The organism is Nitrococcus mobilis Nb-231 (assembly GCF_000153205.1).
GTDB lineage: Bacteria > Pseudomonadota > Gammaproteobacteria > Nitrococcales > Nitrococcaceae > Nitrococcus > Nitrococcus mobilis.
On the sequence record NZ_CH672427.1, the window covers coordinates 344,577 to 358,235 of the forward strand.

Sequence of the window (13,659 nt, forward strand, 5' to 3'; positions counted from 1 at the left end):
AACTTCCGGGTTAGGAGGTCCAAGGCCAAAGGCCTTCTGCTGCAGGACGATAAGAAGTCGGGCGGCTACCTTAATCCAAGGCCCCAACGTGGATTGGTAGCCGCTTCGGGCCGGGGAATGTGTTCAGACTGCCCGAGCCTTACGGCTGACTGTGGGCCGCAACGGGGGGTTGTTCAACTCTCTGGGCCGATCCCGGCCGGTAACCGTTTCGAGTGGGGATAACGCCAGTGCTCGGCCGGCCACACGAGTCCTCTGCAGATGCCGCAGCACGGCGTTGGGCATACCCTCGGGCAATTCCACGGTGCTGTAACGGTCAAAAATGTCGATTCGGCCTATATATTGACTGTCGAGACCGGCTTCGTTGGCGATGGCCCCGAGGATATTCCCCGGCTTGACACCATGGCAGCGCCCGATTTCGATGCGGTAGCGCACCCGGTCGGTAGCGCGTGCCGGGGAGTTGCGCTTGGGCGGGCGGTTCCTTGCATTCGCCGATTTGCCAAACTGATCCGGTGCGCCGAAGGGACGCCGCCCTGGGACGCCCGGCTTGGGTTCGGGAGGGGGGCTGAGCAACAGCGGCGTGTTGCCCTGGACGAGCTTGGCCAGAGCGGCCGCGATTTCGATGGCCGGCACGTCGTGATGGCGCTGATACGACTCCATCAGTTCCCGGTAAAAACTTAGATCCTGTGCGGCCATGACATCACTGATTTTTTGCTGAAAACGGGCGATGCGCTGGTCGTTGATGGCCTCGGTACTGGGTGGGCTCATGGCGGTGATTTTCTGCCGCGTGGCTTTTTCGATCATGCGCAGCATGCGTTGTTCACGCGGGGTGACGAATAAGATCGCATCCCCAGCACGCCCCGCCCGCCCGGTGCGCCCGATACGATGCACGTAGGCCTCTGTGTCATTGGGAATATCGTAATTGATCACGTGACTGATGCGCTCCACGTCGAGACCGCGGGCGGCAACGTCCGTGGCCACCAGTATGTCGAGCTTGCCGCCTTTTAACCGCTGCACGGTGTGTTCGCGCAACTTCTGCGAAATGTCTCCGCTCAGTGCCGCAGCGGCGTAACCTCGGGCTTCGAGCTTTTCGGCGAGTTCGACGGTGGCGGTTCGCGTCCGCACGAACACGATCATGCCGTCGAAGGGCTCGGCCTCCAGGATTCGGGTCAAGGCATCGAGCTTGTGGGTGCCGTTGACCAGCCAATAGCGCTGGCGGATGGTCTCGGCGGTTGCGGTGCGCACTTTAATGCTGATTTCCTGCGGATTGTGCAGGTGCTTTTTCGCGATACGACGGATGACCGGCGGCAAGGTGGCCGAGAACAGCGCAATCTGCCGCGTCGACGGTATTTGATCCAGGATCCATTCGACATCGTCGATAAAGCCCATACGCAGCATCTCGTCGGCTTCATCCAGCACCAGGCAAGCGAGTGCATCGAGCTTCAATGTGCCTCGACGCATATGATCCATGACCCGACCCGGCGTGCCGACTACGACGTGAGTGCCATGTGCGAGTCGCTGGAACTGGCCGCGGTAATCTTGGCCGCCATAGAGTGGCAGGACATGGAAGCCTGTGAGGCGAGCGGCATAGCGCTGGAAGGCCTCGGCGACTTGGATGGCCAGTTCGCGGGTCGGTGTCAGCACGAGCACTTGTGGCACGGCTTGGCTCAGATCCAGACGCGAGAGCAGCGGTAGAGCAAAAGCCGCGGTTTTGCCGGTGCCGGTCTGTGCCTGACCCAACACGTCACGGCCCGCAAGAATATGCGGAATGGTGTGAGCCTGGATGGGGGAGGGCACCTCGTAGCCCACGTCGTGGAGCGCATTGAGCACGGCTGGGTTCAGGCCCAGATCCTGGAAAGTGATTTCATTCGAAGTCGATTCGGTCATGGGAGCTATTCAATGTCGGTGGTCTAAAAGAGGTCACAAGGATACGCGGTTCAGGGGCGTGCGTCTGGAAAAAATCAGCGCCCCGGGGGGCAAAATTATAGCGAGCCCTCTCCAAGCGCGCGCCGCATCATTCGATGCGGTAGGCCGACGTCCTGGAAGATCCCGCCGTAGGGTTCGAAGTGCAGCTTTTCGTAGAAGGCAATCACGGGCAATTGCGCCGCGAGCGCTACGGTGTTCATCCCGGCCGCGGCGGCTTCCTCCAATGCCGTGTGCAGCAGCCGAGTACCGATTCCGCGCCGGCGCCAAGCCGGCAGCACCGCCATTCGGCCGATGTGCGCGTTTGGGGTAAGTCGCACCGTGCCGACCGGATCGTCGCTGGCGGTCACGATCACCAAGTGGCGACTGGCATCATCCAGCGCATCCCACTCCAGTTCCACGGGAATACCTTGCTCTTCGATAAATACCCGCCGGCGCACCGGCGCGGCCAAATGCCCCAACTCAAGCCAACTGCCTCTGAGTAGCCTCCCTACGGTCATATCACACCTCCCGGGCTAAACGCTCGGCCAGCCCAATATAGGTGGCTGGTGTCAATGCCTCCAGCTCGCGCCGCGCTGGCTCGGGGAGATTCAAATCGTGCATGAATGCGCGCAGCACGGCAGGTTCCACACGTTGGCCGCGCGTCAGGGCTTTGAGTCGTTCGTAGGGCGCCTCGATACCGTAGCGGCGCATCACCGTCTGCACGGCCTCGGCCAGCACCGCCCAGTTAGCCTCCAAATCATCGTGCAGCCGCTGGTAGTCTGCCTCCAGCTTGCCTAAACCCTTGTATAACGCCTGATAGGCGATGTGCGAGTGAGCCAAGGCAACGCCGATGTTGCGCAGTGCCGTGGAATCGGTTAAATCGCGCTGCCAGCGCGAGATCGGCAGCTTACGCGCCAAGTGCCCGAGTAGCGCATTGGCGATGCCGAGATTGCCTTCGGCATTCTCGAAATCGATAGGATTGATTTTGTGCGGCATGGTGGAGGAGCCGACTTCGGACTCGATCAGGCGCTGCTTGAAGTAGCCCAAAGCGATATAGCCCCAGATATCGCGCGCGAGATCGATCAGGACTGTGTTGAGCCGAGCTAACGCGTCGAAGAGCTCGGCGATGCCATCATGGGGCTCGATTTGGGTCGTATACGGATTCCATTCCAGTCCCAGCCCCTCGATATAGCGCCGAGCGAGGGCGCGCCAATCAACCTCCGGGTAGGCGCAGACATGGGCATTGTAGTTGCCGACGGCGCCGTTGATCTTGCCCGGTAACGGCACATCGAGAAACTGCTGGTGTTGGCGCTGCAACCGGCGCACGCTGTTAGCCAGCTCCTTGCCGAGGGTGGTCGGGGAGGCCGGCTGGCCGTGCGTGCGCCCGAGCATGGCCGCACCGGCGTGTACATGCGCGAGCTCGCGCAACCGCTCGATGAGCGCATCCAGGCCGGGGCGCAGGACCTCCTCCCGCACCGCTTTGAGCATACGTGCGTAAGCCAGGTTGTTAATATCTTCGGACGTGCAGGCAAAGTGTACGAACTCACGCACCGCAGCGAGCTCAGGGTATTCGGCGAGCCGCTCTTTGAGGAAGTACTCCACCGCCTTTACATCATGGTTGATGGTGCGCTCGATGTGTTTGATTCGTTCGGCGGCGTGAAGATCGAAGTCTTCCAGTAAAGTCTCGAGAAAGCGTTTAGCATTTGCCGACAAGGCCGGCACTTCCCTGATTGCCGGCTCGGCCGCCAAGGCCTGGAGCCAACGCACTTCTACCGTGAGGCGTTGGCGCAAGAGCGCGTATTCGCTGACCAGCGGCGCCAACGAGGTCGTTTTCTCACCGTAGCGACCGTCGATAGGAGAGATGGCCGTGAGTCGAGTTAGGTCCATGCGCTAGGGCCTGATTGCACAGGATCAGTGATCGTAATTGGGAGTAAAGTATAGTTGCAACGGCAACATAGTGAATAACCGGAAACGCATTGTATACCTGCCAAGGCGGTGGCGCACACTCAAGGTGCGCCCCTAGGCGCAGGGTGAGCACGTGGGAGCGTGGCATGAGCGAACAGGGCTACCGGATTGAGAAGGACAGCATGGGCGAGCTTCGCGTACCTGCGGAGGCGCTCTACGGTGCGCAAACCCAACGGGCCGTCGAGAATTTCCCCATCAGCGGCCTACGTTTGCCGCGGGCTTTCATTCGTGCATTGGGGTTGATCAAGGCGGCTGCGGCGCGGGCTAACGGTAGTCTCGGGGGGCTTGAAGAACAGATCGCCGATGCCGTCGCGCAGGCGGCGGAGGCCGTTGCACGTGGCGACTACGATGCGCATTTCCCGGTGGACGTATTCCAGACCGGTTCGGGCACCAGCACCAATATGAACGCCAATGAGGTGATTGCGCAGTTGGCCTCGCGCCGGTTCGGCGTAAGCGTGCATCCGAACGACCACGTGAACATGGGACAAAGCAGCAATGACGTCATCCCAACGGCCATCCACGTCAGCGCCGCTCTGGAATGTCACGAGCACCTGCTGCCAGCATTTGCCGACTTGGCCAAGGCTTTGGAGGCGCGGGCGGCAGAACTCGCCGAGGTGACCACCACCGGCCGCACCCACCTCATGGACGCGATGCCGATCACTCTGGGCCAGGAGATCGGTGGCTGGGCGGCGCAGATTCGCCATGCCGGCGAGCGCATCGAAAGCGCGCTGGAACGGGTGCATGCACTGGCCCAGGGCGGCACCGCCGTGGGGACGGGTATTAATGCTCACCCCGAGTTAGGGGACCGGGTGGCGGCCTTGCTCGCCGAGCGGACTGGCATCGCGTTTCGCGTCAGCGACAATCCTTTCGAGAGCTTGAGCAGCCAGGATGCCGCGGTCGCACTCTCCGGTCAGCTCAAGGTGGCCGCGGTCAGCCTGATGAAGATCGCCAATGACCTGCGGTGGATGAACAGCGGCCCCCTGGCCGGGCTCGGCGAGATCACCCTGCCGGTGCTGCAACCCGGCAGCAGCATCATGCCAGGCAAGGTCAACCCGGTGATTCCCGAGGCAGTGGCCATGGTGGCTGCGCAAGTTATCGGCAACGATCTCACCATCACCGTGGCCGGACAGTCGGGGAACTTCCAGCTCAATGTCATGCTGCCGTTGGTTGCCTATAATTTGCTCCAGAGCATAGCGCTGCTGGGCCAGTCGAGCCGTGTGCTCGCGGAAAAAACCGTCTGCGGTTTTACCGTCAACGCGCCGCGGCTGCGGGAAGCGTTAGCGCTCAACCCGGTGCTGGTAACCGCGCTCAACTCCGTTATCGGCTACGAGAAAGGCGCCGAGATTGCTAAACGCGCCTACGCCGAAGGTCGGCCCGTGCTCGCGGTGGCAAAGGAAATGACGGATCTCTCCGAGGCCGAGTTGCAGCGCCTGCTGGATCCCCAACTCCTTACCCGTGGGGGGGTTCGTAAGTGAGCCAAGTCCGGCTCGTTACGGACCGCTTGCTAACGACAATCATAACGGGCGAACATCTGCCCCGCACCAGCCGGACTAGCCGCGTCGTAATAGAGCCACCGCAGGCGGTAATCCAGCGGGGCATCGAGCAGCGCCCCCTGCATGATGGTGGAGAAGTCCGAGCCGCCGAGCAGGCGGTGGACGGTTGTGAGAAATAGCGTGTCCAAGCACCCGGCGCTAGCCAGCGTGTGTAGAACCTGCGGTCCGGCGACGCAGTAAGCACGGCGGTAGCCGAGCGCAGTGAGGCGTGCGACGATGTCCTTGCCGTCAATACGCCCGTTACCGACGAAGCGCTCCACGCTCACGCCCTGCGCCGCCAGCTCGGCAATCTGCTCGCGAGGTGGCGTGTTGGCCGTGAATATGCTGATGGTGCGCCCCTCCTGCAGCAGTGCCTTCGGTAACGGGAAGTCGAGATCCTCGCTCAAGAAGACCACGTCGGGTTGCGCTGCCAAGCCGTTGCGCCGACGCCAACGGCGGATGTCGGCGAATGCGCCCGCTGAGCCTATTGGCAAGCTGTCCTGCGCTTGACCGGCGGCCAGATCACGTAAGTAGCGTCCGGAGCTGATGAGCACATCGGCGTGCCCGGCCAGCTCCTGGAACAATCGCCAGTCACGGGGGTTCGCCGTGGTACTTGGAACTGTTTGATGAGCGTTCGGCGGCTGCGCAATAGCGATGCGTCCGTCGAGGCTCATTACGAAATTGCCATACACGAATAGCCGTTCAGCCGGCTCATTGGGAACAAGCGGGGCGTCGAGGTAGAGCCCTTTCAGGGGAACGGTCGCGACGGGTTGTGGATACAGACGCAACATAGGCGATGGCATTGACTGAGTCGCTTCGATGCCGTGTTCGGTCAGGCCGGGTAATTTAACAGATAAATGCAATTCTCGAATCGAGTATGTTGTAGTAGCGGCAGTTTATTTAAACCAGCCTGCGGCGAAGTAAGGTTTCGACTGACATAATTTAGACCGGAGAGGGTGTCTCAGGGGTGTTGTTGGGATGATCAGAGTTGTGTTGGTCGACGATCACCAGCTGGTTCGCACCGGAATCCGCCGAATCCTCTCTGAGGCCGAGGAGATCGAGGTAATCGGCGAGGCCGCCTCGGGAGAACAGGCCTTGGATGTAATCCGACAGCTACGACCGGATATGGTATTAATGGATGTTTATATGCCAGGGATCGGGGGCCTAGAGGCCACCCGCAAGTTGCTGCGAATCGACCCGGCGCTCAAAATTCTGGCGTTGACAGTGTATGGTAACGAGCCTTACCCCAGCCGCTTGCTGGAAGCTGGAGCGCTCGGCTATCTCACCAAAGACTGCAGCGAGCAGGATATGTTGAGCGCCATCCGCACGGTTGCTCGCGGCGAGCGCTACATCTGCTCCCGCATTGCCCGAGAGATGGCACTCTCCGGTTTGGAGGGCCAGTCCAAGAACCCGTTTGCCAGACTCTCCCACCGCGAGATCCAAGTGATGATAATGATCACGGAAGGACGTAGGCTGTATGAGATCTCCGAGGCCCTTTGTTTGAGTCCGAAAACCGTCAGCACATACCGCTATCGGCTCTATGAGAAGTTGGGCGTGGCCAACGACGTGGAACTCACACGGTTGGCTATCCGTTTCGGTATGATCGAGAAGGCTTAGGGCCTGGATAATCCAGCTTATCAATGCAACCGCAACCGAGCGCGATAATGGCCCAAACGCAAGCGTTCGATATCGATTGTACGGCCTGTCCGCGGCTTGCGAGTTTCCTGCGCGAGACCCGGGCGCTTTACCCGGCTTACTATGCCCGGCCGGTGCCGGCATTCGGTCCACTCGATGCCCGCTTACTGGTCGTCGGTCTCGCCCCCGGCAAACACGGTGCCAACGCCACGGGTCGGCCGTTCACCGGTGATTATGCGGGCATCCTGCTCTACCAAACGCTCTTTGACACCGGCTTCTCCAACCAAGCCCGCGCCGACCGGCCCGATGACGGCCTCGAACTGTACGACTGCCGGGTGACCAATGCCGTACGCTGCCTGCCGCCGGCAAACAAGCCGAGCGCGAGCGAGGTCAATAATTGCAGTCGTTTCCTCGGCTATGACCTGGCAGCAACCCCCTCCGGGGGAATCGTGCTGGCGCTGGGGCGGATCGCGCATGAAGCGGTCGTGCGCTGTGAAGGATATCGCCTGCGCGACTATCCTTTCGCACACGGTGCACGGCATCGGTTGTCGCGCCGGCGAACGCTGCTCGACTCGTATCACTGCAGCCGCTACAACACCCAGACCCGCCGGCTGACTGCCGCGATGTTCTATGACGTGCTGTGCGATGCACGCGCGTTGCTTTCGGCGGCCAAGGCGTAGCGCTAGACCAAACCTTCGATTGCGGATGAACGCAGCCAACGTCTTCGATTCCAAGGCCTTGCTCGCGACGCTGCCGCAGCGCCCGGGCGTGTATCGGATGCTCGATGGGGCCGGGAAAGTTATTTATGTCGGCAAGGCTCGCAAACTCAAACATCGCGTGAGCAGCTATTTCACGCGCACCATGCACGATGCCAAAACGCGAGCGATGCTCGCACAGGTGCACGATGTGCAGATTACGCTGACTCATACCGAGGCCGAGGCGCTGCTGCTCGAGAACAACCTCATCAAAGAGCTGCGACCACGCTACAATGTGTTATTGCGCGACGATAAAAGCTATCCGTATATTTTTCTGTCCAAACAGCAGCATTTCCCCCGGCTTGCCTTTCACCGTGGACCGCGCAAACCGCCGGGGCGCTATTTCGGACCTTTCCCCAGTGCTGGGGCCGTGCGCCAGACCCTCAATCACCTAAAAAAGGTTTTTCCCCTGCGGCAGTGTCGCGACAGCTTCTTCAATAATCGCTCACGGCCTTGCTTGCAGTACCAAATTAAGCGTTGTACGGCACCTTGCGTCGGCTATATCTCAGAGGAGGCCTACGCGGTAGACGTTCGCCATGTAGAGCTGTTTCTCGAGGGGCACAGGAATCAGGTGATCGATGAACTGGTGCAGCGTATGGAAGGCGCCTCCGAGGCGCTCGAATACGAACAAGCCGCTCGACTGCGCGACCGGATCTCGGCGTTGCGGCGCATACAGGAGCGCCAGTATGTCGCCGGTGCCCGAGGCGATGTCGACGTGATCGCCTGCCTGGCTCACTCTGAATTGATCTGCATACAGGTTTTTATGATCCGTGATGGCCGCAATTTAGGTAACCAGACCTTTTTCCCGCGGATACCCGAGGGGACGAGCGAGGCCGAAGCACTATACGCTTTCATCGCCCGCCATTATTTGGGCCGGGATATACCGATGGAACTATTGGTCAGCCACGATTTCGAGGATCGGGCCTTGTTGGAGGAGGCCTTGGCACGCGATGCCGGGCATCGAGTTCGTATCCAGTGGCGGTTACGTGGGGAACGGCGGCGGTGGCTGGAAATGGCCGCAAGCAACGCTCGGCATGCGTTGACCGCTCAGATCGCGACCCGGGCCGGCATGGAGCGGCGCTTCGAGGAGTTGCAGCTTGCTCTCGACCTGGACGGCATGCCCGAGCGCATCGAGTGTTTCGATATCAGCCATACGCAGGGGGAGGCCACGGTAGCCTCTTGTGTGGTCTTCAACCGCGCCGGCCCGCTGAAATCGGATTACCGGCGGTTCAACGTCGCCGGAATCGAGCGGGGCGATGATTACGCTGCGCTGCGCCAGGCGCTAGAACGGCGTTACACACGGCTCAAGCGCGGCGAGGCGCCCATCCCCGACATCCTGCTCATCGATGGCGGCCGCGGGCAGCTCAAACAGGCGCAAATCGTGCTGCGGGAGCTACAAGTAGAGGATGTCCAGCTGATCGGGATCGCCAAGGGGCCACGCCGGCGCGCCGGCGAGGAGACCCTGTTCATCGCCGGCCGGCCCGGCGTGTTACAGCTGGCGCCGGATTCACCGGCGCTGCATCTTCTGCAACACGTTCGCGACGAAGCACACCGTTTCGCGATCACCGGCCATCGAGTGCGGCGCGGCCGCAAGCGAACGACCTCCATGCTGGAGGAGATCCCGGGGCTGGGTCCGAAACGCCGACAAAGCTTACTCAAGCAGCTGGGCGGGTTGCACGGCGTACGCCGAGCCGGGATCGAGGATCTGGCACGAGTCCCAGGGATCAGCCAAGCCTTGGCCGAGCGCATCTATCAAACTCTGCATGGCTAGCGGCATGCGTACCCGAGGCAGCAGACCGACGGCACTTGTCGTGCTACAGTGCATAGCTGCAGGCAAGGCGCGAGGGGTCCGATGAGCTGGAATTTGCCCAACCTCCTCACCTGGCTGCGCATCGCTCTGATCCCCGTGCTCGGACTGATTTTCTTGTTACCTTATCCCTGGTCGAACGCTACAGCGGCCGCGATTTTTGCCTTCGCCGGTCTGACTGACTGGCTGGACGGCTATTTGGCTCGCCGCTGGGGCCAAACCTCGGCTTTCGGTGCCTTCCTCGATCCGGTGGCAGACAAGCTCATCGTTGCCGTGGCGCTGATCGCGATTCTCGTCGCCACACCGGCTGCCGCTGTGGGGGTGCCGGTCGCGATTATCATCGGTCGTGAGATTGCGGTCTCGGCATTGCGCGAGTGGATGGCGGAGTTGGGCAAACGGGCGAGCGTAGCCGTCGGTCGGATTGGCAAGTTCAAAACTGCGGCACAGATGGTTTCGATCGTGCTGCTGCTGTATGCGCACGATATCTATGGCATCCCCGTCTGGCTGATCGGATTCTGGCTGCTTTACGTAGCCGCGGCCCTGACGCTTTACTCTATGGCTCTGTATCTGCATGCAGCGTGGTGTGTCGTGGGACACCTTACCGAGAGCGAGGCAAAGAACTATGAGCTTGACAGCAAGATCGAGCTCACTAGAATAAATGCGGGAGCGAAGCGGGAATAGCTCAGTTGGTAGAGCACAACCTTGCCAAGGTTGGGGTCGCGAGTTCGAGTCTCGTTTCCCGCTCCAAGTTTTGGACCCCGGCAACGTCGGGGTTTTTTCTGGCGTAACGTGCCTACTCGCCAGACATTCTGACGGCATCCGCCGTATTTTTGATCGGTTTTGTGGCTAGGTGGCAGAGTGGTTATGCAGCGGCCTGCAAAGCCGTGGACGTCGGTTCGATTCCGGCCCTAGCCTTTTTTCGCCCTCGTTTCGAGATTCCTCCGCGGTTGCTGCGTTCTCGTTCACTCCAAGTGTGGAGGACGGGCGGATTATCAAGAGTCTTCCGGCTTACGCCAAGGCCCCAGCGGCTTCAGTCACGCTCAGTTCGAGAGTGGCTCAAAGCAGAGCCTCTTGAGAACTTCGCCAGCAGTTTTACTGAGTCCTGTCAGCGGGGTGTCTCGCATGGTCGCACCTCTTGCCAAGACTACGCCAAGATCTGTCCATCCCGGGGCTGTTGCGCACGGTGCGCGCGTGCTTTGAGGCACTCGACGATCCGCGAAGCCGTCCCAACAGCACCCGTTACACCCTTGCCGATGCGCTGAGTAGCGCGCTGGCGATGTTCTTGCTGAAATATCCCTCGCTGCTGCAGTTCGACGACAGCGCACGGGCGGCTGATGAGGTTACGCGCCACAATCTCGGCACGCTCTACGGGGTCGAGCAGGTGCCCTGTGACACGCAGATGCGTGCCATCCTCGATCCGCTGAAACCGAGCACGCTGCGGGGCGCGTTTCGCGCACTGCACAGCGCCGTGCTCGATGAGGCGTTCCGCCATAACTGATCAGGAACCGGAGAGTTCTGACCCTTCGCTACCTGCGGCGCATCGACGAGAAGTTGGATGGGCTGCGTGAGGATATGAGTGGCGTCAAGAGCCGTCTTGGCCGTTTGGAGACAGGTGAGGCCCAACTGCATGTTGACCTCGCGCAGATCCACGCCGCACTCGCTGAGCACTCAAATCGCTTTGACCGTACTGACGCGCGGTTTGAACGAATCGAGCAGCGCCTCGAACTTGGTGACACCTCGCAGTGAACCGCCCCGAATTCCCGTATTCATGTGCCATTACGCAGCAGGAATTCTTCAGGCGTGAGTGCCTCCACAGGGGAATCTGCAAAATCTCCTATGTTACGGGTTACGATTGCGGTGCATCCGATCGATTCCGCGGCCGCGGCGACCACCGCATCCTCGAAATCACCCCACCCAAGCGCCCGAGCGCGCAACAGCTCTTCACGGCGAACTGGCGCGATTCGAAAATACCGTAATAGCCAATCCACTGCCTTATCGGCTACGGCGCGGTCCTGATAGCGTGCGACGATGTAATGAACCGTTGTCGTCCCGTGGGCAGGGAATGCACCCTCCACATCACCTTTGATGATCGCTTCGAGCACTGCCGCCGATGCCCGGTAGTGGGGTTCACGCTTTTGTACCACGTCCAGCAGCACATTGAGATCTACCAGGATCACCGTCCGTGCTTTTCCCGAAGATGCCGGCGATATTCTTCCTCAGCGTCCACGTTGCTGGGTATCAACCCCATGATCGCTTCAAGTTCTGCGCTCGGTGCTGTCCGTTCTAGGGCCTGCATGCGACGCAGGTAGCGATCGATCATCTCCGTCACGCTGAGCCCGTGCGCCTTGGCGTAGCGCTTGGCGAACTCCACGTGCCGCTTCGGGAGACGGACAGTGAGCTTGGTCGTTTCAGAGTTCATAAACAGTCGCCCGATACGATACGGCATAATTTCTATAATTGTACGGCTTCTATACCAGATTGCTAGGAACGGATCGAACTGCGTGGGCGGGGCAGGCCTCGTAAACACCTAACGATGAAAAATAACTCCGTCCCTGTTTCGGGCGCGTCCCCGTTTCCCAGGCGGCTGACAGCGTGAAAAGCAAAGCCCCCGCGATCGCCAGGGGCTTTAGTAATGTTGTGAAGTGCTCACCGGGACTGCCTTCCGACGCGAGCCCCAGCCATCATCCTCATAAGGATGAAGGAGATCATCCGGCGACGGTGACTTTCATGGGTGGGTCAGTCATGGCTTGTTGTCAAGAAGCTTCTGACGGGCCGAGAACTTGCCGCACCTCCCGCACTTTGACACGTTACCACGGTATGCGCCTCGCCTTGGCGGATCTCCCACGCTCCACACTCCGCCGTGTCGAGCGAGGCCACTAGCCGGGGCATATCGCTCGCGCAGCCGGTGGTGAGCAGTAGCAGGAATGCTAGGATCGCCGTTTTCATGGTTCGCCCCCTCTCGTCGGTTACTGCGAGATCCGCCATTTCCCAGGCTCCCTCGAAATCCATTCGATCACTCATATTGATGATCACGAGTCCATCCCCCCATTCCGCGACTCTTTCTCGATACGCAATATGTTTCGCCACAGTGTGACATGCAGCATTTTTTATGCCGTGGACCGGGTTGGCTGGGCTTCGCAGATGTAACCTATTGTTCTTTGGTTTTTTTATGTTGCGTGTATTGATGTGTCTGGTTGGCTGGCTGAGGACTGCTGTAAGAAGTGCCGACACCGGAGGTCAGACTCTAATACTGCTACCTTAACGAATTCGTTGACCGACGGATGGCTTGGCACGCCGCATGGCGGGGCCTGGTGAGCAAGGGATAGGGTTTAGGGCGTCGTTTGACTGCACGGAGTTGTGGCAGACGCAGAGTTGTATCGGCGCCTTGATGCCTACAAGGTCGATGGCGAGCCGGTGCGCCCCGCTGAGATCGCGTTGGCGGACATTCGGAAGCGACGTAGTGGTATGAAGGGCAACGGGAGGGGTTGGTCAGCAATTCCTTGATGAAGTGCGGCACGCTTTTCAATCAATTGCTGAACAGCCGCTATGTTCCCTTTAATCGGCCGCGGTGCGCGCCGAGCGCTAATCCGCCGGTTTCCATTCGGCATCTATTACCGTGCTGGGAAAGAAACGGTTGTGGTCCTCGCCGTCCAGACCAGAGGCATGGCGAGGGAAGGCAAGCTCGACGGCTTTGGCATCCAAGCCCTGGAGGGCGTAGCGAATGGAGGTATGGGCCGGCGCGCGCTTCCGGTGCAGTTGGCACAGAGCGTTCAGGCGTTCACGGTGAGTATCCATGAATCGTTGGATCTTTCGGTAAGAGGTCGCGCCCGAGACCATGGCCAGGATGCTGAACAGCAGAAGGTGAGTTAGGTCATACATCCGGCCCTGAGCCCGGCGATGATCGGGAATCGCTGATAGGTAAGCCTTGAGCTGCATGGGTATCACTATTAATCCTGCAGGTTACAAGACAATCTGCATCATTCTCTCAGCATTGAACAACCCTGTATCGCGGGGAGCCCTTCTTTCGCGCGGGAAAAAGGGGGCGGATTTGGTCGGGGCGAAC

General features: G+C 60.2%; 15 protein-coding genes and 2 tRNA genes. 9 read left to right on the forward strand and 8 right to left on the reverse strand.

All coding sequences use genetic code 11. The annotated features are described in order from the left end of the window. Window positions 1–123: 123 nt before the first annotated feature. The 3 genes from NB231_RS01540 to purB all read right to left on the reverse strand — a co-directional run bounded on the left by NB231_RS01540 (window position 124) and on the right by purB (window position 3,789). Window positions 124–1,884, reverse strand: a complete 1,761-nt coding sequence (locus tag NB231_RS01540; RefSeq protein WP_004999186.1) for a DEAD/DEAH box helicase — start codon at window positions 1,882–1,884, stop codon at window positions 124–126. A gap of 95 nt (window positions 1,885–1,979) precedes the next feature. Then, a complete protein-coding gene (locus tag NB231_RS01545) occupies window positions 1,980–2,420 on the reverse strand; it encodes a GNAT family N-acetyltransferase (RefSeq protein WP_004999187.1) in 441 nt (146 codons plus the stop codon). Window position 2,421: 1 nt separating this feature from the next. Beyond that, complete coding sequence (gene purB, locus NB231_RS01550; RefSeq protein ID WP_004999188.1) at window positions 2,422–3,789, reverse strand: adenylosuccinate lyase; 1,368 nt, start codon at window positions 3,787–3,789, stop codon at window positions 2,422–2,424. Between the two features lie 164 nt (window positions 3,790–3,953). On the opposite strand from purB, the gene NB231_RS01555 reads away from it, so the two are divergent. Beyond that, complete coding sequence (locus NB231_RS01555; RefSeq protein ID WP_004999189.1) at window positions 3,954–5,342, forward strand: class II fumarate hydratase; 1,389 nt, start codon at window positions 3,954–3,956, stop codon at window positions 5,340–5,342. A 29-nt stretch (window positions 5,343–5,371) separates the two neighbouring features. On the opposite strand, the gene NB231_RS01560 is transcribed toward NB231_RS01555, so the two are convergent. Beyond that, window positions 5,372–6,202, reverse strand: a complete 831-nt coding sequence (locus tag NB231_RS01560; protein WP_156776857.1) for a RibD family protein — start codon at window positions 6,200–6,202, stop codon at window positions 5,372–5,374. Window positions 6,203–6,377: 175 nt separating this feature from the next. On the opposite strand from NB231_RS01560, the gene uvrY reads away from it, so the two are divergent. The 8 genes from uvrY (at window position 6,378) to NB231_RS01600 (ending at window position 11,342) form a co-directional block, all read left to right on the forward strand. Further along, window positions 6,378–7,016, forward strand: a complete 639-nt coding sequence (gene uvrY, locus NB231_RS01565; protein WP_004999192.1) for a UvrY/SirA/GacA family response regulator transcription factor — start codon at window positions 6,378–6,380, stop codon at window positions 7,014–7,016. Between the two features lie 47 nt (window positions 7,017–7,063). Further along, window positions 7,064–7,714: a uracil-DNA glycosylase gene (locus tag NB231_RS01570; RefSeq protein ID WP_198007209.1), complete on the forward strand. Its 651-nt coding sequence runs from the start codon at window positions 7,064–7,066 to the stop codon at window positions 7,712–7,714. Window positions 7,715–7,739: 25 nt separating this feature from the next. Next, window positions 7,740–9,560: an excinuclease ABC subunit UvrC gene (gene uvrC / locus NB231_RS01575; RefSeq protein ID WP_004999195.1), complete on the forward strand. Its 1,821-nt coding sequence runs from the start codon at window positions 7,740–7,742 to the stop codon at window positions 9,558–9,560. Window positions 9,561–9,641: 81 nt separating this feature from the next. Next, window positions 9,642–10,277 carry a CDP-diacylglycerol--glycerol-3-phosphate 3-phosphatidyltransferase gene (gene pgsA, locus NB231_RS17280; protein WP_004999196.1) on the forward strand — a complete coding sequence of 212 codons (636 nt, stop codon included), beginning with the start codon at window positions 9,642–9,644 and terminating at the stop codon, window positions 10,275–10,277. Beyond that, window positions 10,268–10,343, forward strand: a tRNA-Gly gene (locus NB231_RS01585). The genes pgsA and NB231_RS01585 overlap by 10 nt, the downstream gene beginning before the upstream one ends. Before the next feature lie 97 nt (window positions 10,344–10,440). Then, window positions 10,441–10,511 (forward strand) — tRNA-Cys (locus NB231_RS01590). A 220-nt stretch (window positions 10,512–10,731) separates the two neighbouring features. After that, a complete protein-coding gene (locus NB231_RS01595) occupies window positions 10,732–11,094 on the forward strand; it encodes a hypothetical protein (RefSeq protein ID WP_004999197.1) in 363 nt (120 codons plus the stop codon). A gap of 74 nt (window positions 11,095–11,168) precedes the next feature. Further along, window positions 11,169–11,342 (forward strand): hypothetical protein, encoded by a 174-nt coding sequence (locus NB231_RS01600; RefSeq protein ID WP_198007210.1) that lies wholly within the window; start codon window positions 11,169–11,171, stop codon window positions 11,340–11,342. A 20-nt stretch (window positions 11,343–11,362) separates the two neighbouring features. On the opposite strand, the gene NB231_RS01605 is transcribed toward NB231_RS01600, so the two are convergent. The 4 genes from NB231_RS01605 to NB231_RS01620 form a co-directional block, all read right to left on the reverse strand. Then, window positions 11,363–11,773, reverse strand: a complete 411-nt coding sequence (locus tag NB231_RS01605) for a type II toxin-antitoxin system VapC family toxin (protein ID WP_004999199.1) — start codon at window positions 11,771–11,773, stop codon at window positions 11,363–11,365. Beyond that, window positions 11,770–12,015, reverse strand: a complete 246-nt coding sequence (locus tag NB231_RS01610) for a DUF6364 family protein (protein WP_040662813.1) — start codon at window positions 12,013–12,015, stop codon at window positions 11,770–11,772. Before NB231_RS01610 ends, NB231_RS01605 begins: the two co-directional genes overlap by 4 nt. A 317-nt stretch (window positions 12,016–12,332) precedes the next feature. Then, entirely contained in the window at window positions 12,333–12,629 is a 297-nt protein-coding gene (locus NB231_RS01615) for a hypothetical protein (protein ID WP_004999203.1), read from the reverse strand. Window positions 12,630–13,178: 549 nt separating this feature from the next. Beyond that, the gene (locus NB231_RS01620; protein ID WP_004999204.1) at window positions 13,179–13,532 is read right to left on the reverse strand and encodes a transposase family protein; all 354 of its coding nucleotides are present in this window, start codon (window positions 13,530–13,532) and stop codon (window positions 13,179–13,181) included. Between the last annotated feature and the right edge of the window lie 127 nt (window positions 13,533–13,659).